The organism is Helicobacter pylori, from assembly GCF_030323545.1.
Lineage (GTDB): Bacteria > Campylobacterota > Campylobacteria > Campylobacterales > Helicobacteraceae > Helicobacter > Helicobacter pylori_CO.
Genome location: NZ_CP122954.1, coordinates 1,001,463 through 1,014,615, shown reverse-complemented (window position 1 = coordinate 1,014,615; position 13,153 = coordinate 1,001,463). Strand labels below are relative to the sequence as shown.

Sequence of the window (13,153 nt, the reverse complement as noted above, 5' to 3'; positions counted from 1 at the left end):
TTGATAACAAATTGCAAATAAAAAAATCAAACTTCAAAATTTAAGTTAATTATAATGATTATTTTTATAATATGCATCGGTTTGAATTAAATGAGAAAGGTTATCATAATGAATGGTTATTTGAGGGTAAAAACCCCGTATTTTTTAGCGTCGGTCGTTTTGACTTTTTGGACTTTTAATTCTTTTATGATCGCAAAAGATAAGCACCATTTTTTAAAAAAAGTTACAACCACTGAGCAAAAATTCAGCTCAACCGCGCCGCTTTCATGGCAAAGCGAAGAAGTGCGTAATTCCACAAGCTCTCGCACGGTGATTTCCAACAAAGAACTCAAAAAAACGGGTAATTTGAATATTGAAAACGCTTTGCAAAACGTGCCTGGGATTCAAATCAGAGACGCTACAGGCACAGGCGTGTTGCCCAAAATTTCGGTGCGCGGTTTTGGTGGGGGAGGTAACGGGCATAGCAATACGGGCATGATTTTAGTCAATGGTATCCCCATTTATGGCGCGCCGTATTCTAATATTGAACTGGCGATTTTCCCTGTAACCTTCCAGTCAGTGGATAGGATTGATGTGATTAAAGGGGGAACGAGCGTGCAATATGGCCCTAACACTTTTGGAGGCGTGGTGAATATCATCACTAAAGAAATCCCTAAAGAGTGGGAAAATCAAGCGGCTGAAAGGATCACTTTTTGGGGGCGATCCTCTAATGGGAATTTTGTCGATCCTGAAGAAAAAGGTAAGCCTTTAGCCCAAACTTTAGGAAACCAAATGCTGTTTAACACTTATGGGCGAACGGCCGGGATGTTGGGTAAGTATATAGGAATTAGCGCCCAAGGCAATTGGATTAACGGGCAAGGTTTCAGGCAAAACAGCCCTACAAAGGTGCAAAACTACTTGTTGGATGCGATCTATAAGATCAATGCGACCAACACTTTTAAAGCTTATTACCAATATTATCAATACAATTCTTACCATCCAGGCACTTTGAGTGCACAAGATTACGCCTATAACCGCTTCATTAATGAGCGCCCTGACAATCAAGATGGAGGGCGAGCCAAACGCTTTGGGATCGTGTATCAAAATTATTTTGGCGATCCGGATAGGAAAGTGGGGGGAGATTTTAAATTCACTTATTTCACGCATGACATGAGTAGGGATTTTGGGTTTTCCAACCAATACCAAAGCGTGTATATGAGCAGTCAAAATAAGATTTTACCCTTTAAAGGAAAAGGAGAAATTAGCGCGAAAAACCCTAATTGCGGTTTGTATTCTTATAGCGACACGAACAGCCCTTGTTGGCAATTTTTTGACAATATCCGCCGCTTCGTGGTGAATGCCTTTGAGCCAAAACTCAATCTTATCGTCAATACCGGTAAAGTCAAACAAACTTTTAATATGGGAATGCGCTTTTTAACTGAAGATTTATACCGCCGATCCACCACTAGGAAAAACCCTAGCATGCCTAATAATAGTAGTGGGTTTGATGCAGGAACTTCACTCAATAATTTCAACAATTATACTGCTGTGTATGCCAGCGATGAAATCAATTTCAATGACGGCATGCTAACGATCACGCCGGGCTTGAGATACACTTTTTTAAATTACGAAAAAAAAGACGCTCCCCCTTTTAAAGAAGGTCAAGTCCCAAAAACCATTAAAGATCGTTATAACCAATGGAATCCAGCAGTGAATGTCGGTTATAAACCCATTAAAGATTGGTTGTTTTATTTCAACTATCAAAGAAGTTACATTCCGCCACAGTTCAGCAATATCGGTAGTTTTGTAGGCGCAAGCACGGATTATTTTCAAATCTTTAATGTCATGGAAGGCGGCTCAAGATATTATTTCAACAATCAAGTGAGTTTTAACGCGAATTATTTTGTGATTTTTGCGAATAACTATTTTACCGGGCGCTATGGGGATAATAAAGAACCGGTCAATGCGAGATCGCAAGGCGTGGAGTTAGAGTTGTATTACACGCCAATTAGAGGGCTTAATCTCCATGCGGCTTACACTTTTATAGATGCTAATATCACAAGCCACACGATGGTTACTAACCCTGCTAATCCTAAAGGGCCTAAAAAAGATATTTTTGGCAAAAAACTCCCTTTTGTCAGCCCGCACCAATTTATTTTAGACGCGAGCTACACTTACGCTAAAACCACGATTGGGTTGAGCTCTTTCTTTTATAGCACGGCTTATAGCGATGTGTTAAACACCGTGCCTTTCACTCAATACGCGCCCACGATCAAAAACGGCACTATCGTTACCAAAACAGCGGGCATGACGCCGTGGTATTGGGTGTGGAATTTGCAAATTTCTAGCACTTTGTGGGAACGCAAAAAGCAAAGCGTTAGTGCGAGCTTGCAGATCAATAACATTTTTAACATGAAATATTGGTTTAGCGGGATAGGCACTAGCCCTAATGGTAAAGAAGCCGCACCTCCTAGAAGCATCACAGCGTATGTGAGCTATCATTTTTAAGGCTTAATCTTTATGGCTGTAGTTGCTTGAGCAGTTGGGTATAAAAAACAACCCTTTGTTTTAAATACTCTCTTAGAGCGCGGTAATTAGGGCAAAAGGTTTTTACGCAACGCCAGAAATTTTGAGAATGGTTTTTGTGGATCGTGTGGGCGAGCTCATGGATAATGACATAATCAATCGCTTCTTTTTGGGCGCAAATCAGTAATAAAGCAAAACTCAAGCGGTTATGATAAGAGCAGCTCCCTAAAACTTTAGCGTTATTTCTAATGCTGAAATGGGTGTATGAAGTTTGCATTTTTTGAGCGCTTAAAGGGAGTTGCTGCTCTAAATAAGTTTTTAAGATTTTTTTAAGATCTGTTAGGGTGTAATCGTTGGCGTTTTTCACCTCATCAAACACAAGGATTTTGTTTTGATATTTTTCTAGGTTAGCGTGCAAGAGCGAGTGTTTTTCTTGCATGGCTGAAAGGGTTTTTTTGAGCCAAGCTTCTTGTTCTTTTAAAAAAGCGTTCGCCCTAGCTTGAGAGCAAGAATCGGGCATTTTGAGAATCACTTCTAAAGAGGGCGTGATATTCAAGCTTAGGGTTTTGATTTTTTTACTTTTTTGAATGGTAATAGGAATATCATCTAACATGATGCGTATTTTACTAAAATTTGCGCTAGAATGTAAGTCTGTTTAATATTGATTTTATTTGCATTAAGAATTAAGGCTAACATGCGTGTTTTTATTATTCATTTAAGCCCAAAAACCTGTCAAAATTTTTCCTTAAAAGAAACTCATATAACCCCCCTTTTAGAGAGCCTTAAACTTCAAGGGGTCTCTTATGAAATTTTTGATGCGATCTATTCTAAAATCTCTCCCACTCAATTACACCCCTTGATTTTAGAGCATTTGCACCCTTCTTTTATGGTTGAAGATTTATGGGCTTTTTGTGAAAATAAAAAACACCCCCATTGCGCGTTAAAAAATTTCTTTTACGCGCTCAAGCATTGCGGGAAGAGGATGGGGTTTGGGGAGCTTGGGTGCTATGCGAGCCATTATTCGTTGTGGCAAAAATGCATAGAGCTCAATGAAGCGATCTGTATTTTAGAAGATGATATTGTTTTAAAAGATCGTTTTAAAGAGAGTCTGGAGTTTTGTGATAAACACATCAACGAGTTAGGCTATATCCGTTTGATGCATTTAGAAGAAAATGTGGCTAAACAAAAAACTCCCGTTAAAGGGGTTTCTCAAATCTTAAATTTTAAAGATGGCATTGGCACTCAAGGGTATGTTTTAGCCCCAAAAGCCGCGCAAAAATTATTGAAATACAGCGCGAAAGAATGGGTGATGCCTATAGATTGCGTGATGGATAGGCATTATTGGCATGGGGTCAAAAACTATGTGTTAGAAGAATTTGCGATTACTTGTGATGGAATGAATTCCCAAAACTCCAACACAGAAAAACAAAGGCCTAAAAAATTACCTTTAAGCATTAGGATTGGCCGTTTTTTGCATAAAAGCGCGGTTAAAATCTTGGATAAAGTTTTTAGGTATAGCCCAAAAATTAATCAGAATTTGCAAACATTAGAATAAGTCTTTGAGCATTTCTTGCATGATAGGGGAAGTTTCATTCAATTTATTTAAAGGCTTTAGCGGTTTGTATCTAAATGAAGCAATAAAGTAATAATCGTTATTAAACATGCTATATTTCTTTTTTCTATAAAACTAAATATTATTGAATAAAACTAGGGAGTTAGAATGATCTTAAAACGAGTTACTGAAGCTTTAGAAGCGTATAAAAATGGCGAAATGCTTATTGTTATGGACGATGAAGACAGAGAAAATGAGGGGGATTTGGTTTTAGCCGGGGTTTTTTCTACCCCTGAGAAAATCAATTTCATGGCCACGCATGCTAGGGGGTTGATTTGCGTGTCTTTGACTAAAGATTTAGCGAAAAAATTTGAATTACCCCCTATGGTTAGCGTGAATGATTCTAACCATGAGACCGCTTTCACGGTTTCCATTGACGCTAAAGAAGCCAAAACCGGGATTTCTGCTTTTGAAAGGCATTTAACGATTGAATTGCTGTGTAAAGACGCCACCAAACCCAGCGATTTTGTGCGCCCGGGGCATATTTTCCCTTTAATCGCAAAAGATGGAGGCGTGTTAGCGCGCACGGGCCATACTGAAGCGAGCGTGGATTTGTGCAAATTAGCTGGATTAAAGCCCGTGAGCGTGATTTGTGAAATCATGAAAGAAGATGGCTCTATGGCGAGGAGAGGGGATAAATTTTTGAACGATTTCGCCATTAAACACAACCTTAAAACCCTCTATGTTTCTGATTTGATCAGCTATCGTTTAGAAAATGAAAGTTTGCTGAAAATGTTTTGCCAAGAAGAAAGGGAATTTTTAAAACACCAAACGCGATGCTACACTTTTTTAGACCACCAGCAAAAAAACCATTACGCTTTTAAGTTTAAGGGTGCAACAACCAATGGTTTAGCCCCTTTAGTGCGTTTCCACCCTATCAAAGAGGATTTTGATTTTTTAACGACTGGCGCGTTTGAAGTGTTTTTTAAGGCTTTAGAATATTTAAAGCGCGAAGGGGGTTATTTGATCTTTATGAACACGCATTCCAAAGAAAACAATATCGTTAAAGATTTTGGGATTGGGGCGTTAGTGTTAAAAAATTTGGGGATAAAGGATTTCAGGCTTTTAAGCTCTTCTGAAGACAGGCAGTATAAGGCTTTGAGCGGGTTTGGGCTTAAGCTTGTAGAAACGATTAGCCTTTAATGAGGCTTGTTCAGTTTCATTGAATGTGTTGTGATGTTTTTAAGGTATAATAAACCCTATTTAAGTCAAGCAATAAAGTTTGCAACCTGATGAGAGTAATAATAGAGTTTATGCTGATTTCATTAAAAACATTCCTAAAAATATTATTGAAAATATTCCTAAAAACCTTCCAAAAGATTTGGGTAGTTTGCGTGGTTATTTGGGGGTTAGGCTGTAGTTTTTTAAACGCTAACAGCATTCAATTAGAAGAAACGCTCAGACGCCCTTCTAAAAATCTCTCATGGCATTATTTTAAAAAGAAGTTTAAAAAGAGCAACACGATCCCTTATACCCCAAACAGCCGTTGGAAATATTTAGGCACGAGTGTTGGGATTTTAGGCGTGTCTTTGGTGATAGGGATTGTTGGGTTGTATCTCATGCCAGAGAGCGTAACGAATTGGGATAGAGAAAAGTTTGGAATCAAAAGTTGGTTTGAAAATGTCCGCATGGGGCCAAAACTGGACAATGATAGTTTTATTTTCAATGAAATTTTGCACCCTTATTTTGGGGCCATGTATTATATGCAACCGCGCATGGCTGGGTTTAGCTGGATGGCATCAGCGTTTTTTTCTTTTATCACTTCCACGCTTTTTTGGGAATATGGCTTGGAAGCGTTTGTGGAAGTGCCTAGCTGGCAGGATTTAGTGATCACGCCTTTATTAGGCTCTATTTTAGGGGAAGGGTTTTACCAGCTCACGTGCTATATCCAACGCAACCAAGGCAAGCTTTTTGGCTCTTTATTTTTAGGGCGTTTAGCCATCGCTCTTATGGATCCTATCGGTTTTGTGATCAGGGATTTAGGGCTTGGGGAAGCTTTAGGGATTTATAATAAACATGAAATCCGTTCTAATTTAAGCCCCAATGGTTTGAATTTAACTTACAAATTCTAAAGAATAACCCGCATCAAGCGATTTTAAAAACATTTTCACCAATGAATACCACCGCTCTATCTATGAGCCGACTATACGAGCGAACGCCAAACTGCCCTAGTAGTGGGTGAAGACACCGCAGACAACAGCTTAAATAAGCGTTATGATTTCATCTTTGATATTGATTTTTTAAGAAAATTATAAAGAGTTTTGATAGAATACCTTTTTTTAAAAGATGCGTTTTAAAACTAATTTTAGGAGTATCCTTGAAACGATTAGAAGTCTCTAACCAAGCCAAATTACCCACTCAATTTGGGGAGTTTTATATCCAATGTTTTAGAGAAAAGGGTTCTAATGGCTCTAAAGATCATTTAGTCATTTTCACCCCTAATTTTTCTCAAAACCCCTTAGTGCGTTTGCATTCAGAATGCTTAACCGGCGACGCTCTAGGCTCTCAAAAATGCGATTGTGGTGGGGCGTTGCAAATGGCGTTAGAAAGGATTTCTAAAGAAGGGGGGCTAGTGATTTATTTGCGCCAAGAAGGGCGTGGGATAGGGCTATTTAATAAAGTCAATGCTTACGCTTTGCAAGATAAGGGCTATGATACCATTCAAGCCAATGAAATGATAGGGTTTAAAGACGATGAAAGGGATTATAGTATTGCGGGTGAAATTTTAGAATATTACGGCATTAAAAAAATGCGCTTACTCACAAACAACCCTAAAAAAATCGCCGCTTTAGAAAAATACGCTGAAGTAACAAGAGAGAGCCTGATCGTGTGCGCTAATGAACACAATCAAGGGTATTTGGAAGTCAAAAAGCTCAAAATGGGGCATTTATTGTGAAAATTATGAGCGCTTTAAAGAGGTTTTAAAAAGATTAAAATCATGCTTTTAAAAGATTTAATATAAGGGTAAATGATGGTAGAAGTGCGATTTTTTGGACCCATAAAAGAAGAAAATTTTTCCATCAAAGCGAGTGATTTGAAGGAATTAAGAGCGGTTTTACAAGAAAAAGAGGGCTTAAAGGAGTGGTTGGGCGTTTGCGCGATAGCCCTTAATGATCGTTTAATAGACAATTTAAACACGCCTTTAAAAGATGGCGATGTAATAAGCTTGTTGCCGCCGGTTTGTGGGGGCTAGGTGTTAAAAATCATTCAAGGGGCATTAGATACGGAGAAGCTTTTAAAAGCCTATCAAGAGGAAGCTTGCGCGAAAAACTTTGGAGCGTTTTGTGTGTTTGTGGGGATTGTGAGAGGGGAGGGTAACATTCAAGGCTTGAGTTTTGATATTTATGAAGCGCTATTAAAGACTTGGTTTGAAAAATGGCACCATAAAGCCAAAGATTTGGGCGTGGTGTTAAAAATGGCGCACAGCCTGGGCGATGTTTTGATAGGGCAAAGCTCATTTTTATGCGTTTTAATGGGAAAGAATAGAAAAAATGCCTTAGAACTATACGAAGATTTTATTGAAGATTTTAAGCATAACGCTCCTATTTGGAAATACTATTTAATCCGCAATAAATGCATCTACGCTAAAGAAAGAAGCCACCTTTTAAAAGGGAGTGGGCTTTTAGCTTAAAAAGGAGTTCAAATGCAAACGATTCATATAGGCGTTTTGAGCGCGAGCGATAGAGCGTCAAAAGGGATTTATGAAGATTTAAGCGGCAAGGCGATACAAGAAGTGTTGAGCGAATACCTGCTCAATCCTTTAGAATTTTATTACGAAATTGTCGCTGATGAAAGGGATTTAATTGAAAAATCGCTGATTAAAATGCGCGATGAATACCAATGCGATCTAGTCGTTACTACAGGAGGCACAGGCCCTGCTTTAAGAGATATAACCCCAGAAGCCACAGAAAAAGTGTGCCAAAAAATGCTTCCTGGTTTTGGAGAGCTTATGCGAATGACCAGTTTAAAATATGTGCCTACAGCGATTCTATCGCGCCAGAGCGCTGGCATCAGGAATAAGAGTTTGATTGTCAATCTCCCTGGTAAGCCGAAAAGCATTAGAGAATGCTTAGAGGCGGTTTTTCCAGCGATTCCTTATTGCGTGGATTTGATTTTAGGGAATTATATGCAAGTGAATGAAAAAAACATTCAAGCGTTTCGCCCTAAACAATAAGGTAAAAAAATGCTACTCACTCATTTGAATGAAGAAAATCAGCCTAAAATGGTGGATATAGGGGATAAAGAAACCACTGAAAGAATCGCTATAGCGAGCGGTCGTATCAGCATGAATAAAGAGGCTTATGACGCTATTGTTAATCATGGCGTCAAAAAAGGTCCGGTGTTACAGACTGCGGTTATTGCTGGGATTATGGGAGCTAAAAAGACAAGCGAGCTCATTCCTATGTGCCATTCAATCATGCTCAATGGGGTGGATATTGATATTTTAGAAGAAAAAGAGACTTGCGGTTTCAAACTCTATGCGAGAGTTAAAACTCAAGCTAAAACGGGCGTAGAAATGGAAGCGCTAATGAGCGTGAGCGTAGGGCTTTTAACCATTTATGACATGGTGAAAGCCATTGATAAGAGCATGACAATTAGCGGTGTGATGTTGGAGCATAAAAGTGGAGGCAAAAGTGGGGATTATAACGCTAAAAAATAGAAAAAGACTGATAATCTAAAGATGTTAGGGTAAAATAACACTTTGACAACAAAAGCGTGTTGGTTGCTTCGGGTTTGTTGTTATAGAAGTCTAAAATATTACAATCAAGGATAGAACGATGAAAGCAAATGGTCATTTTAAAGATTTTGCATGGAAAAAATGCCTTTTAGGTGCGAGCGTGGTGGCTTTATTGGTGGGATGCAGCCCGCATATTATTGAAACCAATGAGGTCTCTTTGAAGTTGAATTACCATCCAGCTAGCGAGAAAGTTCAAGCGTTAGATGAAAAGATTTTGCTTTTAAGGCCAGCTTTTCAATACAGCGATAATATTGCTAAAGAGTATGAAAACAAATTCAAGAATCAAACCACGCTCAAGGTTGAACAGATTTTGCAAAATCAGGGCTATAAGGTTATCAATGTAGATAGCAGCGATAAAGACGATCTTTCTTTTTCGCAAAAAAAAGAAGGATATTTGGCGGTTGCTATGAATGGCGAAATTGTTTTACGCCCCGATCCTAAAAGGACCATACAGAAAAAATCAGAACCCGGGTTATTGTTCTCCACCGGTTTGGATAAAATGGAAGGGGTTTTAATCCCGGCCGGGTTTGTCAAGGTTACCATACTAGAGCCTATGAGTGGGGAATCTTTGGATTCTTTTACGATGGATTTGAGCGAGTTGGACATTCAAGAAAAATTCTTAAAAACCACCCATTCAAGCCATAGCGGAGGGTTAGTTAGCACTATGGTTAAGGGAACGGATAATTCTAATGACGCGATCAAGAGCGCTTTGAATAAGATTTTTACAAGTATCATGCAAGAAATAGACAAAAAACTCACTCAAAAGAATTTAGAATCTTATCAAAAAGACGCCAAGGAATTGAAAAACAAGAGAAACCGATAAAGACAAATAACGCATAAGAAAAGAACGCTTGAACAAACTGCTTAAAGGGGGTGTTTTAGCGTTCTTTTTGAGCGTGTATTTAAGGGCTGATGATTTGGTTACTTACACCATCATCAAAGAAAAAGATCTAGGATACCAGCGGTTTTTAGCCAAGAAGTGTTTAAGGGGTAAAACCCACCCTCCATGTTTTGCTGAGCCTAAAAAGCCCAAAAAAAACTTTTTAACATAGACAAAAGCTCCCATTATTATGGCACAAGCGTGGTGCAAATGTCATGGCTACAGAGTAGGGAAAAATTTGAAAACTATTCAAAATACCGAGACATTCCTTTTGCTGAAGTCAGTTTGATTTATGGCTATAAGTAATTTTTTCCTAAAAAAGAGCGCTATGGTTTGCGCTTTTATATTTCTTTGGACTATGCTTATGGGTTTTTTCTTAAAAATAAGGGCGTGTTGGGCGATAGTTTGAGGGAGAGTTCGCAGATCCCTAAAAGCTATAGAGAAAAGTTGCAAAGAAAAGAGACTTTTATTAACGCTATTTTTTATGGCGCGGGAGCTGACTTTTTATACAAACGCGCTTTTGGAACGCTGATTTTAGGGATGAATTTCGTGGGCGAAACCTGGTTTTATGAAACAAAGATTTTTAAAAAGTGGGCTAAAGATCCTTTAAGCGTTTATCACCCTTACATGTTTCAAGTGATGTTGAATGTGGGGTATCGTTACCGCTTTTCAAGGTATAAGAATTGGGCGATAGAATTGGGTGTGCGCACCCCTTTTTTAACCAACGATTATTTTAAAACCCCTTTATACACCCTTCATTTCAAGCGCAATATTTCTGTCTATCTCACTTCAACTTATGATTTTTAGTTTTTTAAATTTTTGAAAACTAGAATTAAAACCGCTTTTTATAAACCAGAATTAAAACAAATTAAGCTATAATGATGCAAAAATTTAATTTTTTAGCCATGTAAGGAAAAAAATGAATCTTGAAGTGAAAAAGATTGACACCGCTAACGCCCGTTTGAGCGCTAAACCTTCCGTTGAGAATTTAGAAAAGCGTTACGATAAAATCGCTCAAAAAATCGCCCAAAAAGTTAAAATTGATGGCTTTAGAAGAGGTAAAGTCCCCCTTAGTTTAGTGAAAACCCGTTATCAGGCTCAAATTGAACAAGACGCTCAAGAAGAAATGATTCAAGAGATTTTAGCAAACGCTTTTAAGGAATTAGGGATTGAAAATAAGGATTTAATCGGCAGCCCCAACCTCACTAAATTTGAAAAAAAAGACACGCATTTTGAAATAGAAGCGGACATTGGCTTAAAACCCACGATTGTTTTAGACAAGATCAAAGAGTGCGTGCCTAGCGTGGGAGTGGAAATCCCCAATGAAGAAAAAATTAATGAGCGTTTGAAACAACTCGCTAAAGATTATGCGAAATTTGTGGATACTGACGCTCAAAGAAAAGCTCAAAACGACGATAAATTAACGATTGATTTTGAAGGCTTTATAGATAATGCGCCTTTTGAAGGGGGCAAGGCTGAGAATTTCAGTTTGATTTTAGGCAATAAGCAAATGCTAGAAGATTTTGAAAAGGCTCTTTTAGGCATGCAAGCGGGCGAGGAAAAAGAATTCCCTTTGACTTTCCCTAGCGGATACCACGCAGAGCATTTGGCTGGCAAAGAAGCCCTTTTTAAAGTGAAATTGCACCAGATTCAAGCGCGTGAAGTGTTAGAAATCAATGACGAACTCGCTAAAATCGTGCTGGCTAATGAAGAGAATGCGGCTTTAAAGCTTTTAAAAGAAAGGGTTGAAGGGCAGTTGTTTTTAGAAAATAAAGCCAGGCTCTATAATGAAGAGTTGAAAGAAAAATTGATTGAAAATTTAGATGAAAAGATCGTTTTTGATTTGCCTAAAACGATCATAGAGCAAGAAATGGATTTGTTGTTCAGGAACGCTCTTTATTCCATGCAAGCTGAGGAAGTCAAATCTTTACAAGAAAGTCAAGAAAAAGCCAAAGAAAAGCGTGAGAGCTTTAGGAACGATGCGACAAAAAGCGTGAAAATCACTTTTATCATTGACGCTTTAGCGAAGGAAGAAAAAATTGGCGTGCATGACAATGAAGTCTTTCAAACTTTGTATTATGAAGCGATGATGACAGGGCAAAACCCAGAAAGCCTCATTGAACAATACCGCAAAAACAACATGTTAGCGGCGGTGAAAATGGCGATGATTGAAGATAGGGTGTTAGCTTATTTGTTGGATAAAAACCTGCCTAAAGAGCAACAAGAAATTTTGGAAAAAATGAGACCCAACGCTCAAAAAACTCAAGTGGGTTAAACGGCTAAAAAAGGAGAGATGATGGGATATATTCCTTATGTAATAGAGAATACCGATCGTGGGGAGCGTAGCTATGATATTTACTCGCGCCTTTTAAAGGATCGCATTGTTTTATTGAGCGGTGAGATCAATGATAGCGTGGCGTCTTCTATCGTGGCCCAACTCTTGTTTTTGGAAGCTGAAGACCCTGAAAAAGACATTGGCTTGTATATCAATTCTCCCGGTGGGGTGATAACAAGCGGTCTTAGCATTTATGACACCATGAATTTTATCCGCCCTGATGTTTCCACGATTTGCATCGGTCAAGCGGCTTCTATGGGGGCATTTTTACTGAGCTGTGGGGCTAAGGGCAAGCGCTTTTCACTGCCCCATTCAAGGATTATGATCCACCAGCCTTTAGGGGGGGCTCAAGGGCAAGCGAGCGATATTGAAATCATTTCTAATGAGATTCTCAGGCTTAAAGGTTTGATGAATTCTATTTTGGCTCAAAACTCAGGGCAGAGTTTGGAGCAAATCGCTAAAGACACGGACAGGGATTTTTATATGAGCGCTAAAGAAGCTAAAGAGTATGGTTTGATTGATAAAGTGTTAGAGAAAAATGTGAAGTGATTGCATGGCGTTATTAGAGATTATCCATTACCCTTCTAAAATCTTAAGAACGATTTCTAAAGAGGTCGTTTCTTTTGATGCAAAACTCCACCAACAGCTAGATGACATGCGTGAAACTATGATCGCTAGTGAGGGGATAGGGCTAGCCGCAATTCAAGTGGGCTTGCCTTTAAGAATGCTCATCATCAATCTCCCACGAGAAGACGGCGTGCAACACAAAGAAGACTGCTTAGAAATCATTAACCCTGAGTTTATAGAAACTGGGGGATCAATAATGTATAAAGAGGGGTGCTTGTCTGTGCCGGGATTTTATGAAGAAGTGGAGCGTTTTGAAAAGGTTAAGATAGAGTATCAAAACCGCTTCGCTGAAGTGAAAGTTTTAGAAGCAAGCGAGCTGTTAGCGGTAGCCATTCAGCATGAGATCGATCATCTCAATGGCGTGTTATTCGTGGATAAATTATCCATTTTGAAGCGTAAGAAATTTGAAAAAGAATTAAAAGAATTAAGTAAAAATCCCAGAAACAAGTCTTAACC

The 13,153-nt window shown here is 38.7% G+C and carries 14 protein-coding genes and 1 pseudogene; 14 read left to right on the top strand and 1 reads right to left on the bottom strand.

Annotation, left to right across the window (positions count from 1 at the left end):
- Nucleotides 1-108: 108 nt before the first annotated feature.
- A complete protein-coding gene (locus QAP06_RS04775) occupies nt 109-2,487 on the top strand; it encodes a TonB-dependent receptor family protein (protein ID WP_286465085.1) in 2,379 nt (792 codons plus the stop codon).
- A gap of 10 nt (nt 2,488-2,497) precedes the next feature.
- On the opposite strand, the gene QAP06_RS04770 is transcribed toward QAP06_RS04775, so the two are convergent.
- Entirely contained in the window at nt 2,498-3,118 is a 621-nt protein-coding gene (locus QAP06_RS04770; protein ID WP_286465084.1) for a M48 family metallopeptidase, read from the bottom strand.
- A gap of 81 nt (nt 3,119-3,199) precedes the next feature.
- Between QAP06_RS04770 and QAP06_RS04765 the strand changes: the two genes are divergently transcribed.
- From QAP06_RS04765 to def, 13 genes and pseudogenes are all read left to right on the top strand, one after another.
- Nucleotides 3,200-4,060, top strand: a complete 861-nt coding sequence (locus QAP06_RS04765; protein ID WP_286465083.1) for a glycosyltransferase family 25 protein — start codon at nt 3,200-3,202, stop codon at nt 4,058-4,060.
- Between the two features lie 165 nt (nt 4,061-4,225).
- Entirely contained in the window at nt 4,226-5,260 is a 1,035-nt protein-coding gene (locus QAP06_RS04760) for a bifunctional 3,4-dihydroxy-2-butanone 4-phosphate synthase/GTP cyclohydrolase II (RefSeq protein WP_286465082.1), read from the top strand.
- 191 nt (nt 5,261-5,451) lie between these two features.
- Nucleotides 5,452-6,189, top strand: coding sequence for a DUF3943 domain-containing protein (locus tag QAP06_RS04755; RefSeq protein ID WP_286465081.1), 738 nt, complete (start codon nt 5,452-5,454; stop codon nt 6,187-6,189).
- A gap of 245 nt (nt 6,190-6,434) precedes the next feature.
- Nucleotides 6,435-7,013 (top strand): GTP cyclohydrolase II, encoded by a 579-nt coding sequence (gene ribA / locus QAP06_RS04750; RefSeq protein ID WP_000825056.1) that lies wholly within the window; start codon nt 6,435-6,437, stop codon nt 7,011-7,013.
- Between the two features lie 75 nt (nt 7,014-7,088).
- Entirely contained in the window at nt 7,089-7,310 is a 222-nt protein-coding gene (locus tag QAP06_RS04745) for a MoaD/ThiS family protein (RefSeq protein WP_286467546.1), read from the top strand.
- Entirely contained in the window at nt 7,311-7,748 is a 438-nt protein-coding gene (locus QAP06_RS04740) for a molybdopterin synthase catalytic subunit (RefSeq protein ID WP_286465080.1), read from the top strand. It begins immediately after the preceding gene.
- Nucleotides 7,749-7,760: 12 nt separating this feature from the next.
- Complete coding sequence (mog, locus tag QAP06_RS04735; RefSeq protein ID WP_286465078.1) at nt 7,761-8,291, top strand: molybdopterin adenylyltransferase; 531 nt, start codon at nt 7,761-7,763, stop codon at nt 8,289-8,291.
- Between the two features lie 9 nt (nt 8,292-8,300).
- Nucleotides 8,301-8,777 (top strand): cyclic pyranopterin monophosphate synthase MoaC, encoded by a 477-nt coding sequence (moaC, locus tag QAP06_RS04730; protein ID WP_286465077.1) that lies wholly within the window; start codon nt 8,301-8,303, stop codon nt 8,775-8,777.
- Between the two features lie 118 nt (nt 8,778-8,895).
- Nucleotides 8,896-9,678, top strand: coding sequence for a flagellar sheath lipoprotein HpaA (gene hpaA, locus QAP06_RS04725; RefSeq protein WP_286465076.1), 783 nt, complete (start codon nt 8,896-8,898; stop codon nt 9,676-9,678).
- A gap of 28 nt (nt 9,679-9,706) precedes the next feature.
- Nucleotides 9,707-10,542: pseudogene (locus QAP06_RS04720) on the top strand (outer membrane protein).
- 112 nt (nt 10,543-10,654) lie between these two features.
- Nucleotides 10,655-12,010, top strand: coding sequence for a trigger factor (tig, locus tag QAP06_RS04715; RefSeq protein WP_286465074.1), 1,356 nt, complete (start codon nt 10,655-10,657; stop codon nt 12,008-12,010).
- A gap of 21 nt (nt 12,011-12,031) precedes the next feature.
- Entirely contained in the window at nt 12,032-12,619 is a 588-nt protein-coding gene (gene clpP / locus QAP06_RS04710) for an ATP-dependent Clp endopeptidase proteolytic subunit ClpP (RefSeq protein WP_000540571.1), read from the top strand.
- Nucleotides 12,620-12,623: 4 nt separating this feature from the next.
- On the top strand, nt 12,624-13,151 hold the full coding sequence (def, locus tag QAP06_RS04705; RefSeq protein ID WP_286465073.1) for a peptide deformylase: 528 nt from the start codon (nt 12,624-12,626) through the stop codon (nt 13,149-13,151).
- Nucleotides 13,152-13,153 lie beyond the last annotated feature (2 nt).

Excerpts from the sequence above, each read along its gene's own strand:
- QAP06_RS04775 (WP_286465085.1), top strand. The coding sequence starts at position 109 with ATGAATGGTTATTTGAGGGTAAAAACCCCGTATTTTTTAGCGTCGGTC.
- QAP06_RS04770 (WP_286465084.1), bottom strand. The coding sequence starts at position 3,118 with ATGTTAGATGATATTCCTATTACCATTCAAAAAAGTAAAAAAATCAAA.
- QAP06_RS04765 (WP_286465083.1), top strand. The coding sequence starts at position 3,200 with ATGCGTGTTTTTATTATTCATTTAAGCCCAAAAACCTGTCAAAATTTT.
- QAP06_RS04760 (WP_286465082.1), top strand. The coding sequence starts at position 4,226 with ATGATCTTAAAACGAGTTACTGAAGCTTTAGAAGCGTATAAAAATGGC.
- QAP06_RS04745 (WP_286467546.1), top strand. The coding sequence starts at position 7,089 with ATGGTAGAAGTGCGATTTTTTGGACCCATAAAAGAAGAAAATTTTTCC.
- mog (WP_286465078.1), top strand. The coding sequence starts at position 7,761 with ATGCAAACGATTCATATAGGCGTTTTGAGCGCGAGCGATAGAGCGTCA.
- moaC (WP_286465077.1), top strand. The coding sequence starts at position 8,301 with ATGCTACTCACTCATTTGAATGAAGAAAATCAGCCTAAAATGGTGGAT.
- hpaA (WP_286465076.1), top strand. The coding sequence starts at position 8,896 with ATGAAAGCAAATGGTCATTTTAAAGATTTTGCATGGAAAAAATGCCTT.
- tig (WP_286465074.1), top strand. The coding sequence starts at position 10,655 with ATGAATCTTGAAGTGAAAAAGATTGACACCGCTAACGCCCGTTTGAGC.
- clpP (WP_000540571.1), top strand. The coding sequence starts at position 12,032 with ATGGGATATATTCCTTATGTAATAGAGAATACCGATCGTGGGGAGCGT.
- def (WP_286465073.1), top strand. The coding sequence starts at position 12,624 with ATGGCGTTATTAGAGATTATCCATTACCCTTCTAAAATCTTAAGAACG.